Source organism: Ochrobactrum sp. AN78 (assembly GCF_029909885.1).
Taxonomy (GTDB): Bacteria; Pseudomonadota; Alphaproteobacteria; order Rhizobiales; family Rhizobiaceae; genus Brucella; species Brucella quorumnocens.
In genome coordinates, this window is sequence record NZ_JASAMU010000003.1 from 494,459 (window position 1) to 518,531 (window position 24,073).

Here is a 24,073-nt window from a genome sequence, read left to right on the forward strand (position 1 = left end):
GATGGTAAAGAGCCTAACGGCAAAGTGAAACTAATTCTTGACGAAATAATTCAAGGTTATTGCCGGGAAAAGTGCTTTCAAGTTTCGCATGCGCTGCCATCCAGATAGGAACGGCAGAGGCAAGCACTGATTGTCCTTCAGATGTTAGAACAAGAAGCCGCTCGCGACGATCTTTCGGATTAACGACAACTTCGACCCAGCCATTTCGCTGCAAGGGTTTTAGTGCTGCGGTGAGGGTGGTCTGATCCATGGCGAGAAGCTCAGCCACTGGTTTCATAGGAGGTGGGCTAGGGCGATTGAGTGACATGAGCAGCGAGAATTGCCCGTTATTCAAGCCCGATGGGCGCAGCTCCTCATCAAAAAAGCGCGCAAGTGCGCGTGCTGCACGCTGAACATGCAGACATAAACAAGTGTCACGCACAAGAAGCGTGGTTTCAAACGGGACGTCGCGAACTTCTGGCATTGCCTAGTAATGTTGATATCAATCTATTTCGTCAAGCCAGTTAGTTAGCCTCATCATTAAAGGACCGTCTTAAAAATCATCGCCGTGATGCATATGACGAAGATAGGCGAAAGCTGTTCCTGCCAGAATCGGCAGAATGACAAGCGCCATCCAGAAAATAATATTGCTCATTTTTCCCTCCCTTTTCCGCCAGTTTAACATATCCGCCGGATAAAGGAAAAACGCGCGAAATGACGGCTGGTTCCCAGAACGTATCGATTGTGATGCTTTCCACTCGGAGCTCATCATTTGCATTGAAAAGACAGTTCTTTTCGTCTTTGGCTCTTTAAGGGCGATCTGATCGCCTTCATTACGTGAGTGAACAGAATAAAATTCCGCAGTGTTGGAATGGCGAGTGTTTAAACACTCTTGTCAGCGCGCATCAGTTTGAGTAGAAGTAGCGTCACATCAAGAGTTGGGGCGACGCCCAACGCCAACCTGCCTTTCCGGGCAAGGTGGTACTTCCTTAAAAAAGGAAGGATGTGGCCAACCGGCAAGTATACGGATAAAGCCACGCGCGTCTGCTCTGATATAAAGAAGGACTGACGCGACATGCCTATTAAAATTCCTGACGATCTGCCCGCAACCAGTGTTCTCGAAGCCGAGGGCGTTATGGTCATGCGTGAGGCGGATGCTATCCGTCAGGATATCAGGCCGTTGAAAATTGGCCTTCTTAATCTGATGCCGAATAAAGCGACGACGGAAACGCAGATTGCGCGGCTGCTGGGGGCTACCCCGCTACAACTCGAACTAACGCTCGTGCGTATAACCAATCACGTTGCACGTCACACGTCAGCCGACCACATGCTTTCCTTCTACCGTCCATGGGAAGAGGTGCGTGATGAGCGCTTTGATGGCTTTGTCATTACGGGCGCGCCAGTTGAACGCATGCCATTTGAGGAAGTCACTTATTGGGATGAGATGCAGCGCGTTTTCGACTGGACGCAGACGCATGTTCATCGCACGCTGAATATCTGCTGGGCTGCGCAAGCGGCTGTGCATCATTTTCACGGCATGAGTAAATATGATCTGCCCGGTAAAGCCTCCGGTGTTTACAGCCAGCAGAATTTGGCACCGTCTTCGCCTTATTTGCGCGGTTTCTCAGATGACTTCGCAATCCCAGTCTCTCGCTGGACTGAAGTACGCAAAGACGACATCCCGTCAGAAAGCAGCCTGAGGGTTCTGGTTGACAGTCCAGAAAGCGGCCTGTGCTTGCTGGAAGATCCGCAGCATCGCGCGCTACACATGTTCAACCATGTTGAATATGATACGACATCGCTTGCAGATGAGTATTTCCGGGATATCCAGCTTCAACCCGAAACACCACCGCCTGCCAATTATTTTCCAAATGATGATGTCAGCCGTAAGCCACAGAACTGCTGGCGTGGCCACGCGCATCTGCTTTTTGGCAACTGGATCAATGAGATGTACCAGTCAACGCCTTATGACCTCGAAAATATCGGCAAGCCTTGAACAAAAAAGCTAATCCCCTCGAGGGGATTAGCTTTCTAAATATCAAGATTGACTGGCGAAGCGGTCAACCCATTTGTGCCATTGCTCTTCGCTGCCATGGAAGACGTTCAAATCGATCTTACCATTAACGCCCTGAGACAAGCCTGAGCCAGAATACTGCCAGAAGACCCAGCGACGGCCCGGGTAGACTTTTGATGGATGCTGAGCCACCGCACGCAGCCAGAACGGATAATCCATGAATGCACCTTTGAGATTATCATCATAGAAATCTGGTGCCGTGTAGATAACCGGTCGCTTACCGTAATGGCGCTCAAGCGCATCCATAAAGACCTGCATCTTTTCGCGTACCTGTGCCGGAGATGGGCGGCGCTTGCAGGATGAATCACCATTCCATTCCACGTCGATAACAGGTGGCAATGCGTCAGGATCGACCGGCACGTTGCGGATAAACCAATCGGCCTGCTGGCTTGCGACGCGGCACCAATAGAAGAAGTGATAAGCGCCGCGCTTCAGGCCTGCTGCCTTTGCATCGCGCCAATTCTTGCGGAACATCGGATCGAGATGATCACCACCGTCCGTTGCTTTAATATATGCGAAGTTAGCGCCATTCTGGCGCAACGTAGCCCAGTCAATATTACCTTGCCAGCGTGAGACGTCGACGCCATGCACTGCGTGCCTACGCGGCGATACGCTCCCGAAGTTGATTGGCTTCGCATCGCGAAAACGCTGGCTATAGACGCGCGAACGTTGCTGAGGCGCAAGACGCACAGGCGGATAGGCGGCAACTTCCGGCTTGGGAACTGAAATAGGCGCCGCCACCCTTTGTTCAGGGCGCTGCGTCAAGGGAGCGGGAGGCTCGGTTTTAAAAGGGCCTGCATCGGGAACGGGACCGGCCCAAGCAAGAACTTCTTCCTGCGGGGCGGCGGGCATCGATTGCGACGCCCTCGCTGTTTCTATCACAGGTGCAGATGGCCGGACCACGGAGCTGGTCAGCTCAGCAGATGGCTGCGGCATGAGACTGTCGATGCCGGAACTTGACGTGCAACCCGCCAGAGCGGTGCAGGCAAGGGCAATTGCTGACACAACTGAAAAACGCATGATACCCGTACACAAAACTCAGGCGCTCTACAGCCAGACCAAAAAAGGTTGCAGAAATGCCATCCACCAAAACTCGCAACGCTCCTCCCGAGCAAATTGCTAACCAAAGATTACCGCACAAAGCTGAATCCAAAGTTTACGAAAGACTTAAGGGCGCATGAGCGAGTGACTGTGATGGGATCAACTATTATGAAACTAAAACAATATGTTATGTTATTAATATAATATATTACTTAAGAGAGGGAGGTTTCCACCTGTTGAATGTCAGATAAATTTCCAGATTTTTAGCAGAAATGTCAGGCGGTTTTCGCGGTGCGATCAAAATCCTGCTCAAAGACCTGTTCTGCAAAGGGCTTTGGCTTCACGCTTTCAATTTGCATCATGAGATCGGCAATTTTCTCAGGATTTGAAATACCACATTCATAAATCTGAATGATTTCTCGCGCCATTTCCTCTTTCTGAGGAGAGGTTATCGGGCAACGCCCTAAACGTTGACACGTCTCTATAAAGGCCGCCTGCAACTGTTCCAGTTCAGCGGGCTTGAAACGCTTAAAATAATAATCTCTCGAAAACGGCATATCATTTCATTCGCAGTTTGGTCGTGATTGACCGAATTTCATAACCTGGACGATAGTTTAGAGCGCTTATCGATCTGATTACACCAGACCGGCGCTCCACTCACTTGTCTTAACACCCATCTTACCGAAAACCGTTTCACACTTTTCGGGATGCGTTCTAAAAGCATGTCCTTAGTAAATCTGAACGCATTACTACCATACATATGGATAGTTTACATTCAGTAACTGGTTTCAACTGCGCATAAGCTCTACTCGCGCTGCGATTGCAGCAATTTTCTCTGGGTCGCACTCGCCTGATTGAAATGTCCTGATAATGGCGCGTGCGAGATCGTTTTTGGCCTCATGCGTCGTTGGACAACGCTCCAACAAAGCACAGCTTCGATTATAGGCGGCTTGCATCAACTGCAAGTCCTCGGGCGTGAACGTTCCGTGATATTGGCTGCCTTTGAATGGCATGGTGTTCTCCCCCTGAATTATTTGATTGAAGCTCGAATTTCAAAGGAAAGCAACAGCATTTTAAACTGGGTTTGTTAAACTGTTTTCGTGATGTCTCCGCCTGGAAGGCAAACCTTCACAAGCCTGAGATACAACGCTATAAGCCAAGACAAAAGCCAAATGAAAAGGATGCGATAGTGAAAATCGGCGTCGTTACAGTATCTGACCGTGCAAGCCGCGGCGAATACGAAGATTTGAGCGGTCCGGCAATCGAATCCTGGCTAAAAAGCGCGATTGTAACGCCCTATGAAATCATCAAACGCGTCATTCCGGACGGCATGGAATCTGTGCGTGATACGCTGATCGATCTCTCAGACAATATCGGATGCGATTTGATCCTGACCACAGGTGGCACAGGTCCTAGTTCACGTGACGAAACACCGGAAGCAATGATTGCCGTTTTACATAAAGAGTTGCCGGGTTTTGGCGAGCAGATGCGCCGCGCGAGCCTTGAACAAACACCAACCGCGATACTCTCGCGTCAGACTGCGGGCAGTCGCGGAAAGAGTTTTATAATCAACCTGCCGGGCAAACCCGTATCCATCGCGATGACCTTGCAGGCCATTTTCCCGGCTGTGCCTTATTGCCTTGATTTAATTGGAGCAGGCCGCATCGAGACCGATCCCACAGTTGTCAAAGCCCATCGTCCCAGCTGAAATCCAGCGCTGAATATTAGTTGCGCGGGATTAGAAACTATCGTTAAACCGCTGTCGCGACGAAATTGCGCAACCCAGCCTTGCGCTTTTGCATGATATGCACACTTGCATTTCCCTGATTTGAAGCTGAATATTAGCGAAAAGAAGGGGAATTCAGTGAAGCCATTCGATGAGATGCTCAATCATGGCGGGAGTGTCCGCCAACCTTACGAATTTCTCAAGCAGTGGCTCGACCAGCAGGATCAACACAAACTTCTGCAGAAAACGCAGGATGCTGAAAGCGTCTTTCGCAAGACAGGCATCACATTTGCGGTTTATGGCGATGAAGACGCAGCGGAGCGTCTGATCCCATTCGATATCATTCCGCGTATTATTTCAGGTCAGGAATGGCGACGACTTTCACAAGGCATCGAGCAGCGTGTGATGGCGCTCAATGCTTTTCTGGACGATATCTATCATCGACAGGAAATCGTCCGGGCAGGGCGTATCCCAAAAGAACTCATTACCAATAATGAAGCATTTCTTCCGGAAATGATCGGGTTTCGCCCACCCGGAAATGTCTATACGCACATTATCGGCGTCGATATCGTGCGCACGGCTGAAAACCAATTCTATGTGCTTGAAGACAATGCGCGAACACCTTCCGGTGTTTCCTATATGCTGGAAAACCGCGAAACTATGATGCAACTGTTCCCAGAGTTGTTTCAGAATGTGAAGGTTCGCCCAGTCGAGAACTATCCGCAATTGCTGCGCCAATCACTCGCAAGTGTGGCACCACCCGGAACGCAAGGTGTGCCAACGGTGGCAGTGTTGACACCTGGCATCTACAACTCGGCCTATTTCGAGCACGCCTTTCTGGCGGATCAAATGGGCGTGGAACTTGTAGAGGGGAGTGACCTGCGCGTTGTGGATGGGCGTGTCGCCATGCGCACTACGAAAGGCTATCGCGCCATCGATGTGCTTTATCGTCGTGTCGACGATGATTATCTTGATCCACTAACATTCAGACCAGATTCCACGCTTGGCGTCGCAGGCATCATGGATGTCTATCGCGCTGGAAACATCACAATCGCCAATGCGCCGGGCACAGGAATTGCCGACGATAAAGCGATCTACTCTTATATGCCCGAGATCATTGAGTTTTATACCGGTCGCAAGGCTATTTTGGAAAACGTTCCGACCTGGCGCTGTTCAGAGCCTGACAGTCTGGCCTATGTGCTCGATAATCTTGCCGATCTCGTCGTCAAGGAAGTGCATGGCTCAGGGGGCTACGGCATGCTGGTCGGCCCGGCCGCGACCAAGGCTGAACGCGACACTTTTGCGGAGAAACTGAAAGCCCGTCCTCGGAACTATATTGCGCAGCCGACATTAGCACTTTCAACGACACCGATCTTCACTGAAAGCGGCCTTGCTCCACGCCACGTCGATCTTAGGCCGTTCGTACTGGTGTCAGACCGCATTCGCATCACACCCGGCGGATTGACGCGTGTGGCGCTGAAGGAAGGCTCGCTCGTTGTGAACTCCAGTCAGGGCGGCGGCACAAAGGACACTTGGGTACTCGACGACTAAAGCATTTCCAGCAAAAGTGCGAAGCGGTTTTGCGTGGGGAAAGGCGCAAAAACAAATAGTAAGAGCGGTTCTAACGATTCAGTCTTAACTCGACCCGCTCTAATACCAAGGCGCTAAGATGCTGACGCATTAAGCCTTGAAAATGTTCAATCGCCACACAGGCTTAACCAAAGTCCGATGAGTCTTACTCAATGAACTTTGGTATAAGATAATAGTTTTTGGAATTGCGCATCAAAACCGGCGATAAGACCGGAGCGTGTTGAAGGGGAATGAATTTATGCTTCTTGGCCGTACGGCAAACGGGCTTTACTGGATGTTCCGCTATATCGAGCGCGCTGAAAACATGGCGCGTCTGGTTGATGCGGGATTGCGTATGGCGCTTACAAAAACATCGGATGCACCGGAAGAGTGGTCTTCTGTGGTGGTATCGGCAGGCGCAAGCCAGACGTTCTCGGCGAAATATCACGCTTATAATGCTGCAAACGTCGCTGACTTTCTGCTTCGGGATATGGATAATCCGTCAAGCGTCATGTCCTGCATAGAAAACGCACGTTCCAATGGACGTATGGTGCGAACTGCACTAACTCGCGAAGCATGGGAAAGCGTCAATGAAGCGTGGATGGTCCTTAAAAAGTCGCTCTGTAAGCCATTGAAAGAAGCCGATTTACCGCCGCTGCTCGATCAGATCAAACGCGAGACAGCACTGATCCGCGGTGCGTTTCACGGGACGATGCTGCGTAACGAGATCTTCGATTTTGCGGGGCTCGGCACTTTTATCGAACGCGCAGACAATACGGCACGTATTCTCGATGTGAAATATTATGTGCTCCTGCCGGCTGTTTCTTATGTCGGAACCACGCTGGACAATTATCAGTGGGAGTCGATTCTGCGATCAGTCTCGGCACATCGGTCGTATCGCTGGGTTTATGATGGTGACTATCGTCCTGCGCATGTGGCGGACTATCTGATCCTCAATGGGCGTATGCCGCGATCGCTCAATTATTGCTATCAGAGCATTAACGGACATTTGAACTATCTAGCCAAGGATTATGGCGATAGCGCTGTTTGTCACCAGACGGGCGAGATAATCTATGCAACCCTGCAAAATCAGGAGATTGGTGCAATTTTCGATGTCGGTTTACATGAGTTCCTGACTGATTTCATTTCCCGCAACAACCGGCTCGGCAACGAGATCGCGGAAACCTATAATTTTTATTGAGGTGATTGCTTGTTGCTCAATATCCGGCATGTTTCGCATTATCGATATGAAAACCCGGTTCCCTATGCGGTTCAGCGGTTGCGGCTGCGCCCGCCGACTTTACCCGGCCAAGTGGTCAACCACTGGGAACTTAAGATTGAAGGCGGCGAGCCTGAAGTTTCCTATATCGATGGCTTCGGCAACAAGACTGATCTTGTCCAGCATGCCCGCAATGTGAACGAGATCATCATTACCGCGAGCGGCAATGTTGAAGTGGAAGATCGTGTTGGCGTTCTGGGTCCAGTGTATGGCTATGCGCCTCTGTGGCTGTTTGAACGCGAAACCCACCTGACGATGCCCGGCGATCGCATCCGCGCACTTTCTGGTGATCTGCCGAAAGATAAGGAACGTCTTGCATTGTTACATGAACTGATGAATTCAGTTCATACTGCAGTTGCCTATATGCCTGGCACGACTAGCGTCGCGACCAACGCAGAAAGTGCACTCGAGGCGGGTAGGGGCGTTTGTCAGGACCACAGTCATATCTTTCTCTCTGCAGCGCGATTGCTTAAAATTCCGGCCCGCTATGTGTCCGGCTATCTGTTAATGGAAGGCATCGATGAGCAAACCGCGAGCCATGCATGGACAGAGGCGCATATCGATGGACTTGGCTGGGTTGGGTTTGATGCTGCCAATAATGTCTGCCCAAATGATCGGTATGTTCGTCTGGCAACGGGGCTTGATTATCGCGATGCAGCGCCAATTTCCGGGGTAAGGCTTGGAGGCGCTGTTGAAAGCCTTGCGGTCCACATCAATGTAGGGCAGTGATTGTTTGGAGCATTGTGCTTGATGACTGAATGAGAAGTAATGCTCTAAGTGTTTGTTTTGTCGCATTGTCCTACGCAAAACCGCTGCGCACTTTTGCTGGAAATGCTCTATGATTATAAATTGCATGCCGGAAACTGCTGATGACTTATTGCGTTGGAATGAAAATTGATCGCGGCCTTGTGTTTATGTCCGATACAAGGACGAATGCAGGTCTCGATAATATCTCGACATTCTCGAAGATGCGTAGCTGGAACAAAGCTGGCGAACGTGTGATTGTGCTTTTATCGGCGGGTAATCTCGCTACCACACAAGCCGTTGCGAGCCTGCTTGAAGAGCGCATGAAGGCGCCAGAGGACAGGCACCCATCAGTATTCGACGCACCCTCCATGTTTCAGGTGGCACGTCTCATTGGCGATACGGTCAAGGAAGTCATTACGAACTCGGCAACAGGCGGGCAGAGTGCGGACGCATTTGGCGCATCGTTCATTCTGGGCGGGCAAATCAAAGGCGGACAGCCTCGGCTCTTCTATATTTATCCCGAAGGCAACTTCATCGAAAGCTCGGTCGATACGCCATTTTTTCAGATTGGTGAGAACAAGTACGGCAAGCCAATTTTGGTGCGCGCTTATCAGGAGACAATGAGTTTCGAGGAAGCGGTCAAGCTGCTGCTCGTTTCTTTTGACTCGACATTGAAGGCAAATCTCTCGGTAGGGCTGCCGCTTGATATGCAGATTTATGAGACCGACAGCCTCGAGCTCGGCGAACACAGGCGCTTTGAAGCAAGCGACCCTTATTATCAGACGGTTTCGGAAAGTTGGTCTGAAGCGCTGAAGTCGGCGCTCGAGCAGTTGCCGTCTTTCAGTTTTGATCAGTAGAGAAAAGACAGGGTCAGAGCACATCCCGAAAAGTGTTAGAGTACCGATCTATTGAATCTGATCGGTACTCTAATCCACTCGGCTTTTACTTTTTAGTCTTTTGTTACGGTCGCAACATAGTTCGCATCGGCGACCATATCGAAGTTGTGAACGTTTGAAGCCGTCACAGCCGTTTCGATCTGCTGATAAATGACCGTTATCGGGCTATCTTCCTGAAATTTCTTTTGAAGATCATGATACATGGCTTCACGCTTGGTCGTATCACGTTCCTCTGCCGCTGCCATGGTTTCGGCTGTCAGTTCTGGAATATCCCATGAAGCCTGCCAGGCTGTTGTCCGCAAATTTACCTCATCACCGTTATTCGGATTGTTAGTGAATGTGACGGCATTGGTGTGCGGGTCCCAATAATCTGGACCCCAAATACCCAATGCAAGCTGATGCTTGCGGGCACGAACCTTGGTGGTCGTAAGCTTGCCATCGCCTTGTAGGATTTCGACACTGACCCCGGCCTTGGCCATGGTTTGCTGGATGCTTTCAGCAATGCCAACGTATGGCTGGTTGTTACGAACATCAAGCGTGATGCTCAAGCCATCTTTTAGCCCTGCTTTTTCAAGCAATTCCTTTGCTTTCTCAACATCATACTTGAAAGGTTTGTCATCGACTGCACCAAACATGCCGACCGGCAAGAAGGATTGATGCTTGCGGCCAATTCCTTTGATCAGGGTTGCTTCAATCGTATCGTAATCAATCAGATACTTCAGTGCTTGTCGCACTTCAGGCTTGGCTAGTTCTGGCACATTCTGGTTCGCGCTAAGGTAATAAATGCGGCCCTTTGGAGCGTTGATAACGCTGAACTTGGCATCCTTGCCAAGTTCTTCAATGTCACCCGGTTCGAGATTGCGCGCAATGTCGATATCTCCAGCCTGTAGCAGAAGACGCTGCGACACGCCTTCCTTCACGTGACGATAGATAACGCGCTTCATGGCCGGCTTGGTGTCAGAATAATTCTCGTTTCGCTCCAGAAGCATAACTTCATTGGCGCGCCATTGCTTCAAAGCGAATGGCCCAGACCCAGCGTAATTATTCTTCAGCCAGTCATAACCGAAGTCCGTATCATAAGCATACGTGTCCGTCTTCTCGGTCTTCTGTTCATGTTCCTTGACCAGTTTGCTATCGACAATCGATGCGACGCTGGAGGTCAAACAGTTCATGACGAAACTTGGCGCAAAGGCCTTGCCGGTCGTGAAAACGAATGTCTTGTCATCGGTTGCAACGACGTTTTGGTCGACGTTTTCAGCATTGATGCCAAACTGGCTCAGAATAAATGCAGGGCTCTTGTCGAGTTTGATTGCGCGTTGGAGCGAATAGGCGGCATCATGCGCCGTAATGGGGTTGCCGGAGGCAAATTTTAGGCCATCGCGAATTTTGAACGTGATCGATTTGCCATCGTCGGAGAAAGTCCAGCTCTCGGCGATCTGTGGAATGATCTTGGTTGGATCTTTCGTGTCTGTCGTCACCAGTCGTTCATAAGTGCTGGTCAGCATTTCAGACGTAGTGATTTCAAAGATTTCTGCTGGATCGAGCGAAATAATATCGTCGATACTCATCGCAATGACGAGCGTGTCGGCTGGCGTAGCGGCTTCCACGGCCTTTGGTGAGGCTGACAGGCAAAGAGCGAATGCCAGCGCCGCAGGAATGGACGTACGCATCAGTCTGGTGGTGAGTGTCCCATTCTGCCAAGCAATAACAGGTAATGTAGTTCCGAATTTCATGTGTTTTCCCCTGGAGATCACGTCCGTTGCTCGGACATGCTCATCAATTCCCAACTCGTTCCGGTGACGACTCTCCTGAACGTGGAAGTATTAGATTCCGTTTTTAAAGGGGGCACAATGGCGGGAGATATTTAGCCGTAAAATAAAAACGGCTGGAAAATTCCAGCCGTTTCATAAATCAATGGCAATGTATTATGCGAAGATCTTGAAGCGTTCGCCATCATCCATAAAAGCTTTGTCGCCAAAAGCCTGCTCATTCGAGCCAAATGGCATCTGCGCACGCAGCTTCCATGACGATGGAATATCCCAGGTCTTGGCAACTTCGGCGTCGATCAGCGGATTGTAATGCTGGAGGCTTGCACCGATGTCTGCATTGGCAAGTGCCGACCAAACCGAAAGCTGTGCCATGCCGCCAGCCTGTTCCGACCAAACCGGGAAATTGTCTGCATAAAGTGCAAAGTTCTCCTGAAGGCCCTTAACGACATTCTGGTCTTCAAAGAACAACACAGTGCCTGCGCCAGCAGCAAAGCTGTTGATTTTGGCTTCGGTCTGCTCAAAAGCATCAGCAGGAACGATCTTGCGGAGCTCTTCCTTGGCGATGTTCCAGAGTTTGTCGCTCTCAGCACCAAAAAGAACAATAGCGCGCGAGCTTTGCGAATTGAAGGAGGATGGCGAATGCTTAATTGCTTCGCGGATCAGCTCGGCAGTCGCATCCTGGGAGAGGGGAAGGTTTTTGCCGAGTGCGTATTGTGTACGACGCTTCTTAAGGGCGGCGATATAACTATTGCTCATCATCAGTGTCCTGTTTTTACGGCGATTCTGTGCTGTAAACTTATTGCAGCGCTTGGGAAAATCTCATGCAAAATATTGTGATTTTTGAACAAGAAGCCAGCCCATGTTTCTGAAACACACTGTCAACAGATGACGCGTTTCTTCGCTTAATTGTTTCAGTTCTGTGAACTGAACGATGCGGATTTTTGGGATAATTTAGCTTTTGCCTTTCGTTTTTATTCGAAATCTGACAAAATTTATCGGAATATGGGAACGTCAAAGAAAAAGTCGGTGTGAACCGCCAGTTCATAACCGACTAAGCGCTACGAGGTTACGATCGTTTGAAGTCATTTATTATTATCGGAGGCGGTGCGAGTGGTGTTCTCATGGCCGCACAATTGCTTGGCCGTTCCCCAGAAACGACGGTTCGTGTTTTCGAGCGTTCAGGTGATTTAGGGGCAGGGATTGCCTATTCAACGCAAAATCCCAATCATCTGTTGAATGTCCGCGCCAGCAATATGAGCGCGTTTCCAGATCAGCCAGAACATTTTCTCAACTGGCTTCAAAACAATTCTCACTCTATGACGGAAGCTGCGTGGCAGCCGCAATCCTTCGCGCCACGCGCTCTTTATCGGCTATACCTCAATGATTTGCTCAAACCATATATCGAGAGCGATGCGCCGCGAATTTTTATTGAAACTTCAGATGTTTCCGACGTCTCTTTTGAAGGCCTGCGTCCGCAGGTAACAAACTCTACAGGTGAAAGCTTCCCTGCAGATACTATTATTGTCGCCACAGGCAATGAAGCCGCAATTGCGACATCTGGCGTTCATGTGACCGAATACTGGTCCAGCGACGGCTATTTCGACATTCCTTCCGATCATCCGGTAGCGATTTTTGGCACAGGATTGTCCATGGTCGACAGTGTGATTTCACTGCTAGACAGGGGGCACAAGGGCAAGATTCATGCGATTTCCCGGCGAGGTTTGCTGCCTGCACGCCATGCACCGGCTGAACCATTCCCAATCGACGCGGATGCCCTACTGGTTGCCGATGGATTGCCTAGTCTTTTGCATGTTGTTCGTAAGATGATTGTTCAATGTGAGGCGGAGGGTAAAAGCTGGCGCAGCGTAATTGATGGATTGCGACCTCACACGAAGAACATCTGGAACAGACTGCCTGCGAGGCAACGCCAGAGCTTTCTGCGACACCTTCGGCCATGGTGGGACGTACATCGTCACCGGATGGCCCCGGAGGTCGCTGATCGCATTCAAATTGCACAGCAATCGGGGCAGCTCACAATCACCGCTGCACATCTCACTTCTGTTAAGAACAAAGCTGATCATGTCATAATTAGCTATCGCAAACGATGGGGCGTCGGACTTGAGGAGCTTGATGTTCAAACGATCATTGATTGTCGTGGCGGAAGTTCGCGATTTTCAACGACGCGCAATCTCGCGCTGACTAGTCTTATGGAGCACGGACTTGCAAAGCCTGACGCTGTCGATCTAGGCCTTGATGTTACAGCAGATCTGCAGGTCTTGAATGCGCGTGGCGAACCGTCAGGGCCAATCTTCGCGATTGGACCGGTAACAAAAGGTGTCTTCTGGGAAGTGACGGCCGTGCCGGATATTCGCGTTCAAGCAGAGAAACTCGCTAAGACGCTTCTGGAAGGTTAGGAATCACTAATTAATCCGCCAACGCACACGGTGCAGGCTGTCATTCGGTTGCAAAAATTGCGCGTCAATATGCCCGATAAAATGCGGTTGTGTGGAAATCTGGCACTAAGGAAGCTGTTTTCTGGCGTGTTTGCAGACTAAAATGATTCAAAATATCGCGATAAGCCATTGAAAGCTATTGCCATAATAACCCCTAGCCGGTCATAATAAAGACATCGGAATATATGATTCCTCTCGACAACTTACCGGAGCGTTCCTGTTGCTGTTTTCATGAGCGGTGCCTGCTTCGGATCAACATTGATTACGGAATGGAGGCCTGTGGCGCATGACGATGGACGGCAGAATGCTTTTCTTGCTTGTCCTTTTACCCTTTCTTGGCAGCGCTATAACAGGTCTATTCAGGGGTGTTGATCGCACAGGTTCAGCATGGTTTACAGCAGCGATTGCGCTTGTAGCCTTTATCATTACAGCAAGCCTTTACCCCATCGTCGCGGACGGAGGTGTTGTTCGCGGATCAATTGACTGGCTTCCGAACTACGGCTTGAATGTAACGTTCCGGATGGATGGTTTTGCGTGGCTATTCGCCATGCTGATTACCGGCATCGGTCTGTTGGTTGTCATTTACGCACGCTATTACATGTCACCGGAAGATCCGGTCCCGCGTTTTTTCTCGTTCCTGTTGTCCTTCATGGGGTCGATGCTCGGCGTCGTCCTGTCGGGCAACATTGTTCTGCTCGCCGTGTTCTGGGAGCTGACCAGCATCTTCTCGTTCCTGCTCATCGGCTACTGGTATCACAATGCCAGCGCCCGCGATGGCGCGCGTATGGCTTTGACAGTAACCGGTATTGGCGGCTTCTGCTTGCTTGCAGGCGTGCTTTTGCTCGGTCACATTGTTGGCAGCTACGATCTCGACAAAGTTCTTGAAGCAGGAAATGTCGTTCGCGCGCATCCACTCTACACGGTCGCGCTGGTTCTTATTCTTATGGCCGCTTTCACCAAGTCGGCGCAGTTCCCGTTCCATTTCTGGCTACCCAATGCGATGGCAGCGCCGACGCCTGTGTCCGCCTATCTTCATTCGGCAACGATGGTGAAAGCGGGCGTCTTCCTGCTCGCGCGCTTGTGGCCAGTATTTGCGGGCACCGAAGAATGGTTCTGGATCTTGGGTCTTGCCGGCCTGACAACCTTGTTGATCGGCAGCTTTTTTGCGGTATTCCAGCAGGACCTCAAAGGTTTGCTGGCTTATTCAACCATCAGCAATCTTGGGCTTATTACCGCCCTGTTGAGCCTTGGCAGTCCGCTTGCTGCTGTTGCAGCGATCTTCCACATGGTCAATCACGCCATCTTCAAGGCGTCTTTGTTCATGGCAGCGGGCATCATCGACCATGAAACTGGCACGCGTGACATGCGCAAGCTGAGTGGTCTTGCTCGCGCCATGCCTTATACCGCGACGCTTGCAATGGTTGCGAGCGCTTCCATGGCCGGTGTTCCGCTGCTCAACGGCTTCCTATCCAAAGAAATGTTCTTTGCCGAAGCCGTCGAAACGCACATGGCATCGTCGTTGGATACAATCACGCCTTATATTGCCACATTAGCAGGTATATTTACGGTCGCTTATTCGGTGCGTTTCATCTACTCGACCTTCTTCGGCCCTGCACCGCATGACCTGCCGAAAGCACCGCACGAGCCGCCACACTGGATGCGTCGCCCGATCGAGCTTTTGGTCTTGCTCTGCCTGTTGATCGGCATCATTCCGAATATCGCAATCGGACCTTTCCTGCACTCGGCTGTGGTTTCAGTGCTTGGAGATGCAGCACCGCAATATAGCCTTTCAGTCTGGCACGGATTTAACCTTCCGCTGATGATGAGTATCGTTGCCATGATTGGCGGTATTATTCTGCATTGGGCGCTGAAAAATTATCTGGCGACCAGTGAAGATGGACCACCCTTCTTCCGTCATTTACAGGGTCAGCGTATTTTCGAGCGTGTGCTCGTCACGGTCTCATGGAACTGGGCGCGTAAGGCCGAAAATTTCTTTAGCACGCGTCGTCTCCAGCCACAGCTGCGTATTGTCGTGGCCGTTGCTCTCGTTGCAGCCGCATGGCCAATTTTCGAAGATGGCATCCATGCGGGTATGCTTGGCGTGCAGCCTGTCGATCCAATTTTTGCCGGGCTTTGGATTTTGGGCGGAGCATGTGCAATTGGCGCTGCTTATCAGGCAAAATATCACCGTCTTGCAGCTTTGATCCTGCTCGGCGGGGCAGGGCTTATCACCTGTATAACGTTTGTATGGCTCTCAGCGCCTGATCTTGCCGTAACGCAGTTACTGGTGGAAATCGTGACGACCGTACTGCTCCTGCTTGGTCTTCGCTGGCTGCCCAAGCGCTGGGAAGATCCAGATCCAATTCCGGTGAAATTCGGGCCAAGAATTCGCCGTTATCGCGATTTCGCGCTGGCTATTGGCAGTGGTGTCGGTGTGTTTATCATCTCCTATGCGATGATGACCCGCCCATCGCCTGTCAGCATTGGCGACTACTTCCTGCAAAACGCCTATTCGGGCGGCGGCGGCAAAAATGTCGTAAACGTCACTCTGGTTGATTTCCGCGCCTTCGATACTTTCGGTGAAATCGCGGTTCTAGGCATCGTTGGCCTAACTGTGTTCGCATTGTTGCGCCGTTTCCGTCCGGCACCAGACAGCACTGGCTCAACTGCACAGCAGAAGATTCAGGATGCGTATGATGAGGCTATGGAAGATCGCGAGAAGGGCGAAACCCTCACCGATTATCTGGCTGTACCTTCTGTGATCATGCAGTGGCTGTTCCCGGTCATCATCGTGCTTGCAGTTCATCTAATCCTGCGCGGTCACGATCTGCCGGGCGGCGGCTTTGCAGCCGGTATCACTTTGGCCGTTGCATTCATTCTGCAGTATCTTGCGGCTGGTACGCGCTGGGTTGAAGACCACCTGCGTATTCTTCCTGTGCGCTGGATCGGTTTCGGCTTGTTGATAGCGGCGGCAACTGGTGCAGGTGCATGGATATTCGGTTACCCGTTCATGACCACGTTCTTCCAGTATGCAGATATTCCATATGTAGGAAAAATGCCCGTTGCGAGCGCATTGATCTTCGATATCGGCGTCTTCGCTCTCGTCGTGGGCGCCACGGTTCTGATGTTGATTGCGCTTGCTCACCAGTCGATCCGTAAACATCGTGTTGAAAAACTTGCCGCTGCGAAGGAGGAGAACTGATGGAACTGGTTCTCGCTATAGCAATCGGCGTGTTGATGTCGTCTGGTGTCTGGCTGATCCTGCGCCCACGCACGTTTCAGGTCGCCATCGGTCTGGCGCTTGTCTCTTATGCGGTTAATCTGTTCATCTTTTCGATGGGCCGTTTGCGCACCAATGCACCTCCTGTTCTTGATTCCGGCATTAATGTTCAGGCCGCGCAATATACCGATCCTGTGCCTCAGGCACTAGTTCTGACAGCGATCGTTATCGGCTTTGCAATGACTGCGCTTTTCCTTGTCGTGTTGCTCGCATCGCGCGGAATGACACGCACCGACCATGTCGACGGCAAGGAGAATTGATGATGGATTGGAAGTCACACCTCATCGTCGCGCCCATTCTCTTGCCGCTTGTAACAGCTGCATTGTTGCTGATGTTCGACGAACGCAAGCGCAAGCTCAAAATGACGATCAATACGATCTCTATCATCGGCTTGATCTACATTGCGTACACGCTACTCGGCGTTGCGAGCGAAAAAGCACCGGAAGCATCAGTTTATTTGATCGGCAACTGGCCCGCACCATTCGGCATTGTGTTGGTTCTCGACAGGCTTGCTGCGTTGATGCTGATGCTAACCAGTGTGCTTGCACTGGCAGCACTCAGCTTTGCGCTTGCCCATTGGCACAAGGCAAGCCCGAATTTCCATACGATTTTCCAGCTTCTGCTCATGGGCCTTAATGGCGCGTTTCTGACAGGCGATCTGTTCAATCTCTTTGTTTTCTTTGAGGTTATGCTTGCAGCATCTTACGGCCTGGCGCTCCATGGTTCAGGTCCAGCACGCGTTAAAGCTGGCATGCACTATATCGCGGTCAATCTGGTTGCTTCGTCGCTATTCCTGATCGGGGTCAGCCTGATTTACGGTGTGACGGGTACGCTTAACATGGCGGATCTGGCGCAGAAGATTTCGCAGGTTGCACCAGAAGATCGTATGCTCCTTGAAGCAGGCGCTGCCATTCTCGCCGTTGCGTTCCTCGTGAAAGCCGGTATGTGGCCACTCAATTTCTGGCTCGTACCTGCTTATACGGCAGCTGCTGCTCCGATTGCGGCTATTTTCGCGATCATGAGTAAGGTCGGCATTTACGTTCTTTTGCGTCTTTCACCGCTCATGTTCGGTATTGGAGCTGGCGAATCCTACGGGTTTGGTAACGACTGGCTCTATTACGGCGGGATGGTCACGCTGGCCTTTGGCTTAATTGGCGTGGTCGCATCGCAGGCTATGGGTCGTCTTGCGAGCTACAGCATTCTGGTATCCTCCGGCACATTGCTTGCCGCCATCGGCAGCGGCAACACCGCGATGACAGGTGCAGCACTCTTCTACATGGTCAGCTCCACACTGACGATTGCTGCTTTCTTCCTGCTGATCGAACTTGTCGAGCGTGGTCAGGATGCTGCGGCAAACGTTCTTGCGGTCACGATGGAAGCCTATGGCGACGACGAGGAAGAAGAAGAGGAAGAGGAAGTTGGCGTAGTACTGCCTGCAACCCTCGCCATTCTCGGCACCTGCTTTGCCGTGGTGGCTATACTTCTGATCGGCTTGCCACCATTCTCTGGCTTTATCGCGAAGTTCCTGATCCTTGCAGCCGTTTTCAACGGCGATGGAGCCGCACCGACATTGGCTATGCCAGTCAGCCCGGCAAGTTGGGCACTGATCGCGCTTATCCTGCTTTCTGGACTTTCGGCGCTGATTGCGATGACGCGCACAGGCATTCGCACATTCTGGGCGTCGCTTGAGGGCAATGTCCCGCGCGTTCTGGTCCGCGAAGTGGTGCCTATAGCCGGTCTACTGGCCGTCTGCCTGGCACTCACCATCGCAGCAGGTCCGGCCATGCGTTATATGGATGCAACAGCTCGTTCGCTGCACAATCCGAAAGACTACATCAACAGTGTCTTGGACGCCCCGCGTGTGGGCGGAGCAACGGTGGAGGTAAAATGAGAAAAATTCTACCTTTCCCGCTGCTCTTCGTATCTTTGATCGTGTTTTGGCTTCTGCTGAACGGGTTTACACGCGCTCAGCTGATCCTGGGCATCATTATTGCGCTCTTTGCCTGTCACGCGATGACAGCGCTTCAGCCACAGAAAAATCATTTGCGCTCGATTCCGACCATGTTGTGGCTGTTTTGGGCCGTCAGCATCGACATCCTCACATCGAACATTGCAGTCGTGAAACTGATCCTGTCTCGGCGTAAGGAGCGCCATCCGGGATTCGTGGTCATTCCGCTTGATCTTGAAAACCGGACAGGGCTGGCAATCCTTGCTTGTATCATCACAACGACGCCGGGTACTGCATGGGTTGATTACAACGTTGCCCGTAAGGCGCTGACGATCCACGTTCTTGATCTGGAAGATGCCAAAACTTGGCGAACAACGATCAAGCAACGTTATGAACAGCCACTCATTCGCATCTTCGGGGCGCGAGACATAGTGAAAGAGGAGCAATCGGCATGAGCGCAGTTATTCTTTTCTGGTCACTACTCGCCGCACAGATCATGCTCATCGCCGCCATGGGCTGTGTGGTTTATCGCTTGCTCATCGGACCACGTGCGCAAGATCGCGTACTGGCAACTGACGCCCTTTACCTCAACGCGCTTTTATTGCTGCTTACTTTTGGCATGCGCACAGGCAGCGTCATCTATTTTGAAGCCGCACTTATCATTTCATTGCTCGGTTTTGTAGCCACCGTTGCACTTGCCAAATTCCTGATGCGCGGGGAGGTCATCGAATGATCGGAGCTGCTGATCTGCCCGTCTGGGCCGCAATCGTCATTTCGTTTTTTCTTGTTTCCGGCGCCTTCCTGACGCTCGTCGGTTGCATTGGACTTGTTCGTTTTAAGAGTTTTTATGAACGCATTCATGCGCCGACTATTGGTTCTTCGTTCGGCGCCGGTGGAATCTTGATTGCTTCAATCATGTTTTTCTCCATCTTGCAATCCAAGCCGATTCTGCATGAAGTGTTGATTACCGTCTTTGTGGTCATCACAACGCCGGTAACGCTCATGTTGCTAAGCCGCGCGGTGATTCATCGTGATCAAACGCAGGACAGCAAAGAGCTTCCTTCATCTTCCGACCAGAAATGATGGTTGGAAGCATCGGCTTGAGGCATTTGGAGGAGTGCTGAAGGCTGCGGCCAATTGTCCATATGCACCTTGCATCCAGACATGCGGATTGAAGGTTGAGGCCATTTGAATTATCTGAATTTCAGTAATTTCTGAAAGTTCAGAATTTACGGGAGAGAGAACTTGGAATTATCGCCAATTGTTCAGTCGTTTGTACTCCACTTCGGAGAGATGGGTAGCCGCTGGGGTATCAATCGTACGGTTGGACAGATTTATGCGCTGCTCTATCTATCGTCTGAACCCTTGTGTGCGGATGATATCGTTGATGCGCTTGGTGTTTCGCGCTCCAACGTTTCGATGGGCATCCGCGAGTTGCAGGGCTGGAATCTTGTGCTGTTAAAGCACATACCCGGTGATCGTCGCGACTTTTTCACGACGCCGGGCGATGTATGGGTGATTTTGCGAACGCTTGCCGAAGAACGCAAGAAGCGCGAGATCGATCCGACCCTTACAGTTCTGCGCGAAGTCCTGATGGAACAGCCGCAGGACGCCGGCGACCAATATGCGCAAGACCGCATGAAGGACATGTACGCGCTCATCGAGCGGCTAACCAACTGGTACGACGACGTCAAGAAACTCGATACCGACAGATTGACCAGCCTGCTGGCGCTTGGCGCCAAGGTGACCCGCTTTCTGGAGACGACCGACAGGATCGTGGCTCTGGGAAGGGGTAGAACATCGGCCAAAAAGGAGCCTAAGCGAGAGTGAAACCCGTTGCCCCCCGAACGGAAGAAGCGGCACGACAAGACGGCGAAACCTCTGGCGACAAACGTCGTCCGCGTCGGCGTCCAGTTCCGTCTCTGCTAGAAACGGGGGCAAGGTTTCAAGCTGTGGCAGCACTTTTATGGCTGCCACAGGCTGCACTTCTCGCCTATGGCGTAGGCTATCTCGCTAATACAGGCTTTGATGCCACAATCTATTATCTTGCTGCGGGACTATTTCTTATAGGCTGTGTGCGTAACCTTCTGGACGCACATGGCGCGAAAAAGGCGTTCGATGCAGCCAGAAGTGAGTTGGCCAAGCTACGAGAAAAAGCTGTAACGGCGTTATCGCAACGCTCTCCCCTTGATACGTCCCGTCCGTCTTCCGGTGAAGCTGCAAGCATACTCGCTGAACAGGCTGAGATGATTGTTCCCTATCTCTCTCGTTTTGTACCAGTTCGCATTCGGGTTATGCTCGTGCCACTGGCAATCCTTGCCGTCGTGTTTTGGTTTTCCTGGATAGCAGCAGCGATCCTGCTGATAGCAGCACCTTTGATCCCGATTTTCATGGCGCTTATTGGCTGGCGTGCAAAAGCTGCCAGTGAAAAGCAACTCATTGCTTTGGGCGACATGAACGGTTTTCTGCTTGATCGTCTGCGTGGGCTTGCAACAATTCGCAGCTTTAATGCTGTCGATATGACCGCGACACGTCTCCGCGATAATGCCGAGACACTACGCAGCAAGACAATGATTGTTTTACGTATCGCTTTCCTGTCATCTGCCGTTCTGGAGCTCTTCGCAGCCCTTGGCGTTGCCATGGTGGCGGTTTACATCGGCTTTCATCTGCTCGGACCTTTAGGCTTTGGTGCTTGGGGAAATAAGCTAAGCCTCTCTGAAGGCTTGTTTATTCTCCTGCTTGCCCCCGCATTCTTTGAACCTCTGCGCGATCTCTCCGCCGTTTGGCATGACAGGGCATCTGGCGAAGCCGCCATTGATGCACTCGAGGAACTTTCAATGCACGAAATGCCTGTGGTTGGTGGCATTGCTGCTGTGGAGAAAGTCGAGAACGCGCCGTCGCTGATGCTTCGGAATGTCCGCTTTCGGTATTCCACTGGTGAGGATGTCTTCAGCGGTTTTAATCTCGATATTGAATCGGGAGAGCACGTGGCACTTCTCGCGCCGAGCGGTTATGGCAAGTCGACATTGCTTGCGTTGATTGCTGGATTGGCGGCACCACAGGAAGGTGAAATCCGGATTGGCGGTGTTCCGCTTCAAAATGAAACGGCTGCAACCCTGCGTACAAGAATGCGATGGGTCGGCCAGAAGCCGCATATTTTTGCAGGCAGCGCCCGACACAATATAACTCTTGGTCGCGATGCCTGTGTCGAAAAAACCGCTTCTATCATCGACCAGATGGCCTTGAGCCATGTGGCAGGCATTACCGGAGCCGGAGTAATCGGCGAAAATGGTGCCGGGCTTTCCGGTGGTGAAGCACTTCGATTGGCCTTAGCGCGGATTGCTGTGGATCAAGATGCCGATATCATTCTCGCTGACGAACCAACGGCACATCTTGATCATGAAACAGCGGATCGCATCGCTGATACTCTGATCAGTCTTGCCAAGGGCAAGACGCTCATCATTTCAACACATGATGAGACGCTCGCAAGCCGTATGGATCGCGTGGTTCGGCTCAATGATTTGAGTGGCAATGGGCAAATCTGGCAGAAAAGGGCAGCAGAATGAAGGGACTTCAATCGCTCGGCCCGATCCTGCAGCTTTTCTTCCGCACAAAAGGGTTGATGCTTTATGCGGGCATTGCAGCCGCAACAGCAACGGTTCTCGCGGGCATCGCGCTGCTCGGGCTTTCCGGTTGGTTTATTACAGCCACTGCTATTGCCGGTTTAAGTGTTGCAACTGCCGTAGTTTTCGATGTTTTTGCGCCAGCTGCCGGTATTCGACTTCTGGCAATTTTACGTACAGGCGCGCGCTATCTGGAGCGTCTTGTAACGCATGATGCGACGCTCGCCATTCTCGCAGCGCTACGCGAAAAGCTGTTCCGCAGCTGGGCCCGCCCGGCAGCGGCCAGTGCATTGCTCAAACGACCGGCACGGCTTCTGTTCAGGCTGACTGCTGATATCGATGCACTTGATTCACTTTATCTGCGCGTCCTTGTGCCAGCAGGGGCAGCACTCGCAACAGCGATCACCACTGGTGTGGCGCTTGGTCTGATGTATCCGCTTTTTGGTTTGATCATTGCGTTGACGTTGCTTTTTATCGGACTGGGACTGCCACTTATTGCGGCTAAACGGGCTGAAAAGCCAATGCGCCAGCGCGCCAAAGGCACTGAAGCATTGCGTGCGCGGACGGTCGATCTGGTCGCAGGTCAGACTGAACTCTTAATGGCTGGGCGCATGAACAGTCAGAATGCAAGCATCATGCGGGCCGATAGCTACATCGCATCAAGCGACCGCGTTCTCAACCGCATTGAAATTTCGACCGGTGCCGGTCTTGGCATTCTTCATGCTGGCCTACTGGCGGGCGGACTGATCGGTGTCGGGTTACTCATGCAAGTTGGATTGATCAATGCCCCGGTAGCGGCGCTCGGATTACTTATTATCCTTGGCGCGATGGAGCCATTTGCAGCACTGCGCCGTGGTGCAATGGAACTCGGCCGCACAATACTCGCTGCGCGCCGCGTCGCTCCCGCACTTGATGCACCGGACAACATCCAATCGCTGGCAGCGCCTGCAAAAGGCTATGCCGTGAACCTGGAACATGTCACCGTTCGCCATGAAGGTGTTGTAGCGAAAGCTCTTGATACGGTTGATCTGAACATCTTTACAGGCGAACGCTTGGCGATCATCGGCACCAGTGGTGCTGGTAAGTCTACTCTTTTCAATGTGCTGGCTGGCGAGATCACTGCCGAGGACGGGAATGTCCGGGTTTTGCCAGCACGACTTCTGACGCAGCGAACTGAGCTGTTCAAAGACAGTCTTCGTAACAATCTCAAGCTCGCGAAGTCAGATGCAAGCGATGCGGAGTTAAACGCCGCATTAGAGGCCGCCGGTTTAGGCGACTTCATGGACGCCCAGACCGAGGGAATGGATACGGTTTTGGGCGAGGGGGGACTTGGGCTCTCTGGTGGTCAGGCCAGACGCCTTGCTTTGGCCCGACTGTTCCTGACCGATGCTCCTTTATGGCTCCTTGATGAGCCCACTGAAGGACTCGATCAGGCAACTGCCGAGGATGTGCTTTGCCGCCTCAGTGAACAGGCCAAGGGCCGTACCTTATTGATTGCGACGCATATTCAACGCGAAGCACGCATTTGTGATCGTGCAATTGTTTTGGATCAAGGCGCGCTCGTTCATTCGATGACCAAAGGAGAACCCTCTTTCGACAAAGCCCTCAAATCTTTGAGGTGAATTTTAAGTAGGGGGGCTGTGAGCCGGTTCAGCATCGGTAGCAGCTCGTAACATCAGGAGGGCCGGA

Annotated in this window: 22 protein-coding genes and 1 riboswitch; of the genes, 16 read left to right on the plus strand and 6 right to left on the minus strand. The window is 51.7% G+C overall.

What is annotated here, in order from left to right:
- Positions 1-13 precede the first annotated feature (13 nt).
- Positions 14-463 carry a MarR family winged helix-turn-helix transcriptional regulator gene (locus QBD00_RS09070; protein ID WP_151092268.1) on the minus strand — a complete coding sequence of 150 codons (450 nt, stop codon included), beginning with the start codon at positions 461-463 and terminating at the stop codon, positions 14-16.
- Positions 464-902: 439 nt separating this feature from the next.
- A riboswitch (SAM-I-IV-variant riboswitch) is annotated at positions 903-1,013 on the plus strand.
- Between the two features lie 41 nt (positions 1,014-1,054).
- Here QBD00_RS09070 and QBD00_RS09075 point away from each other — a divergent pair.
- Entirely contained in the window at positions 1,055-1,975 is a 921-nt protein-coding gene (locus QBD00_RS09075; RefSeq protein ID WP_318579253.1) for a homoserine O-acetyltransferase/O-succinyltransferase family protein, read from the plus strand.
- Positions 1,976-2,017: 42 nt separating this feature from the next.
- Here QBD00_RS09075 and QBD00_RS09080 read toward each other — a convergent pair whose 3' ends face one another.
- From QBD00_RS09080 to QBD00_RS09090, 3 genes are all read right to left on the minus strand, one after another.
- A complete protein-coding gene (locus QBD00_RS09080) occupies positions 2,018-3,073 on the minus strand; it encodes a GH25 family lysozyme (RefSeq protein WP_318579254.1) in 1,056 nt (351 codons plus the stop codon).
- A gap of 296 nt (positions 3,074-3,369) precedes the next feature.
- Entirely contained in the window at positions 3,370-3,651 is a 282-nt protein-coding gene (locus tag QBD00_RS09085; protein WP_318579255.1) for a hypothetical protein, read from the minus strand.
- A gap of 231 nt (positions 3,652-3,882) precedes the next feature.
- On the minus strand, positions 3,883-4,107 hold the full coding sequence (locus tag QBD00_RS09090) for a hypothetical protein (RefSeq protein WP_151092276.1): 225 nt from the start codon (positions 4,105-4,107) through the stop codon (positions 3,883-3,885).
- Between the two features lie 176 nt (positions 4,108-4,283).
- Between QBD00_RS09090 and mog the strand changes: the two genes are divergently transcribed.
- The 5 genes from mog (at position 4,284) to QBD00_RS09115 (ending at position 9,272) form a co-directional block, all read left to right on the plus strand.
- Positions 4,284-4,802, plus strand: coding sequence for a molybdopterin adenylyltransferase (gene mog, locus QBD00_RS09095; RefSeq protein ID WP_318579256.1), 519 nt, complete (start codon positions 4,284-4,286; stop codon positions 4,800-4,802).
- Positions 4,803-4,958: 156 nt separating this feature from the next.
- Positions 4,959-6,371 (plus strand): circularly permuted type 2 ATP-grasp protein, encoded by a 1,413-nt coding sequence (locus QBD00_RS09100; protein ID WP_264230792.1) that lies wholly within the window; start codon positions 4,959-4,961, stop codon positions 6,369-6,371.
- A gap of 277 nt (positions 6,372-6,648) precedes the next feature.
- Positions 6,649-7,590 carry an alpha-E domain-containing protein gene (locus QBD00_RS09105; RefSeq protein WP_264230793.1) on the plus strand — a complete coding sequence of 314 codons (942 nt, stop codon included), beginning with the start codon at positions 6,649-6,651 and terminating at the stop codon, positions 7,588-7,590.
- Positions 7,591-7,599: 9 nt separating this feature from the next.
- The gene (locus tag QBD00_RS09110; RefSeq protein ID WP_318579257.1) at positions 7,600-8,397 is read left to right on the plus strand and encodes a transglutaminase family protein; all 798 of its coding nucleotides are present in this window, start codon (positions 7,600-7,602) and stop codon (positions 8,395-8,397) included.
- Positions 8,398-8,537: 140 nt separating this feature from the next.
- The gene (locus QBD00_RS09115; RefSeq protein ID WP_151092285.1) at positions 8,538-9,272 is read left to right on the plus strand and encodes a proteasome-type protease; all 735 of its coding nucleotides are present in this window, start codon (positions 8,538-8,540) and stop codon (positions 9,270-9,272) included.
- Between the two features lie 92 nt (positions 9,273-9,364).
- Here the strand turns inward: QBD00_RS09115 and QBD00_RS09120 are convergent, their stop codons facing one another.
- Complete coding sequence (locus QBD00_RS09120) at positions 9,365-11,044, minus strand: ABC transporter substrate-binding protein (protein WP_318579258.1); 1,680 nt, start codon at positions 11,042-11,044, stop codon at positions 9,365-9,367.
- Positions 11,045-11,236: 192 nt separating this feature from the next.
- Positions 11,237-11,836 (minus strand): nitroreductase family protein, encoded by a 600-nt coding sequence (locus QBD00_RS09125; RefSeq protein WP_095445660.1) that lies wholly within the window; start codon positions 11,834-11,836, stop codon positions 11,237-11,239.
- 320 nt (positions 11,837-12,156) lie between these two features.
- Between QBD00_RS09125 and QBD00_RS09130 the strand changes: the two genes are divergently transcribed.
- The 10 genes from QBD00_RS09130 to cydC all read left to right on the plus strand — a co-directional run bounded on the left by QBD00_RS09130 (position 12,157) and on the right by cydC (position 24,006).
- Complete coding sequence (locus tag QBD00_RS09130) at positions 12,157-13,494, plus strand: FAD/NAD(P)-binding protein (protein ID WP_318579259.1); 1,338 nt, start codon at positions 12,157-12,159, stop codon at positions 13,492-13,494.
- 325 nt (positions 13,495-13,819) lie between these two features.
- The gene (locus QBD00_RS09135; RefSeq protein ID WP_095444404.1) at positions 13,820-16,735 is read left to right on the plus strand and encodes a monovalent cation/H+ antiporter subunit A; all 2,916 of its coding nucleotides are present in this window, start codon (positions 13,820-13,822) and stop codon (positions 16,733-16,735) included.
- Positions 16,735-17,073, plus strand: a complete 339-nt coding sequence (locus QBD00_RS09140) for a Na+/H+ antiporter subunit C (RefSeq protein WP_007879195.1) — start codon at positions 16,735-16,737, stop codon at positions 17,071-17,073. Before QBD00_RS09135 ends, QBD00_RS09140 begins: the two co-directional genes overlap by 1 nt.
- Before the next feature lie 2 nt (positions 17,074-17,075).
- Positions 17,076-18,704, plus strand: coding sequence for a monovalent cation/H+ antiporter subunit D (locus QBD00_RS09145; RefSeq protein ID WP_151092383.1), 1,629 nt, complete (start codon positions 17,076-17,078; stop codon positions 18,702-18,704).
- Positions 18,701-19,216, plus strand: coding sequence for a Na+/H+ antiporter subunit E (locus QBD00_RS09150; RefSeq protein WP_151092295.1), 516 nt, complete (start codon positions 18,701-18,703; stop codon positions 19,214-19,216). Before QBD00_RS09145 ends, QBD00_RS09150 begins: the two co-directional genes overlap by 4 nt.
- Positions 19,213-19,494, plus strand: a complete 282-nt coding sequence (locus QBD00_RS09155; protein ID WP_024897889.1) for a K+/H+ antiporter subunit F — start codon at positions 19,213-19,215, stop codon at positions 19,492-19,494. Before QBD00_RS09150 ends, QBD00_RS09155 begins: the two co-directional genes overlap by 4 nt.
- Positions 19,491-19,844 carry a monovalent cation/H(+) antiporter subunit G gene (gene mnhG / locus QBD00_RS09160; protein WP_024897890.1) on the plus strand — a complete coding sequence of 118 codons (354 nt, stop codon included), beginning with the start codon at positions 19,491-19,493 and terminating at the stop codon, positions 19,842-19,844. The genes QBD00_RS09155 and mnhG overlap by 4 nt, the downstream gene beginning before the upstream one ends.
- A gap of 162 nt (positions 19,845-20,006) precedes the next feature.
- On the plus strand, positions 20,007-20,591 hold the full coding sequence (locus QBD00_RS09165) for a GbsR/MarR family transcriptional regulator (protein WP_191793232.1): 585 nt from the start codon (positions 20,007-20,009) through the stop codon (positions 20,589-20,591).
- Complete coding sequence (cydD, locus tag QBD00_RS09170; RefSeq protein WP_318579260.1) at positions 20,588-22,327, plus strand: thiol reductant ABC exporter subunit CydD; 1,740 nt, start codon at positions 20,588-20,590, stop codon at positions 22,325-22,327. Before QBD00_RS09165 ends, cydD begins: the two co-directional genes overlap by 4 nt.
- On the plus strand, positions 22,324-24,006 hold the full coding sequence (cydC, locus tag QBD00_RS09175) for a thiol reductant ABC exporter subunit CydC (RefSeq protein ID WP_318579261.1): 1,683 nt from the start codon (positions 22,324-22,326) through the stop codon (positions 24,004-24,006). Before cydD ends, cydC begins: the two co-directional genes overlap by 4 nt.
- The last annotated feature ends 67 nt before the right edge of the window (positions 24,007-24,073 follow it).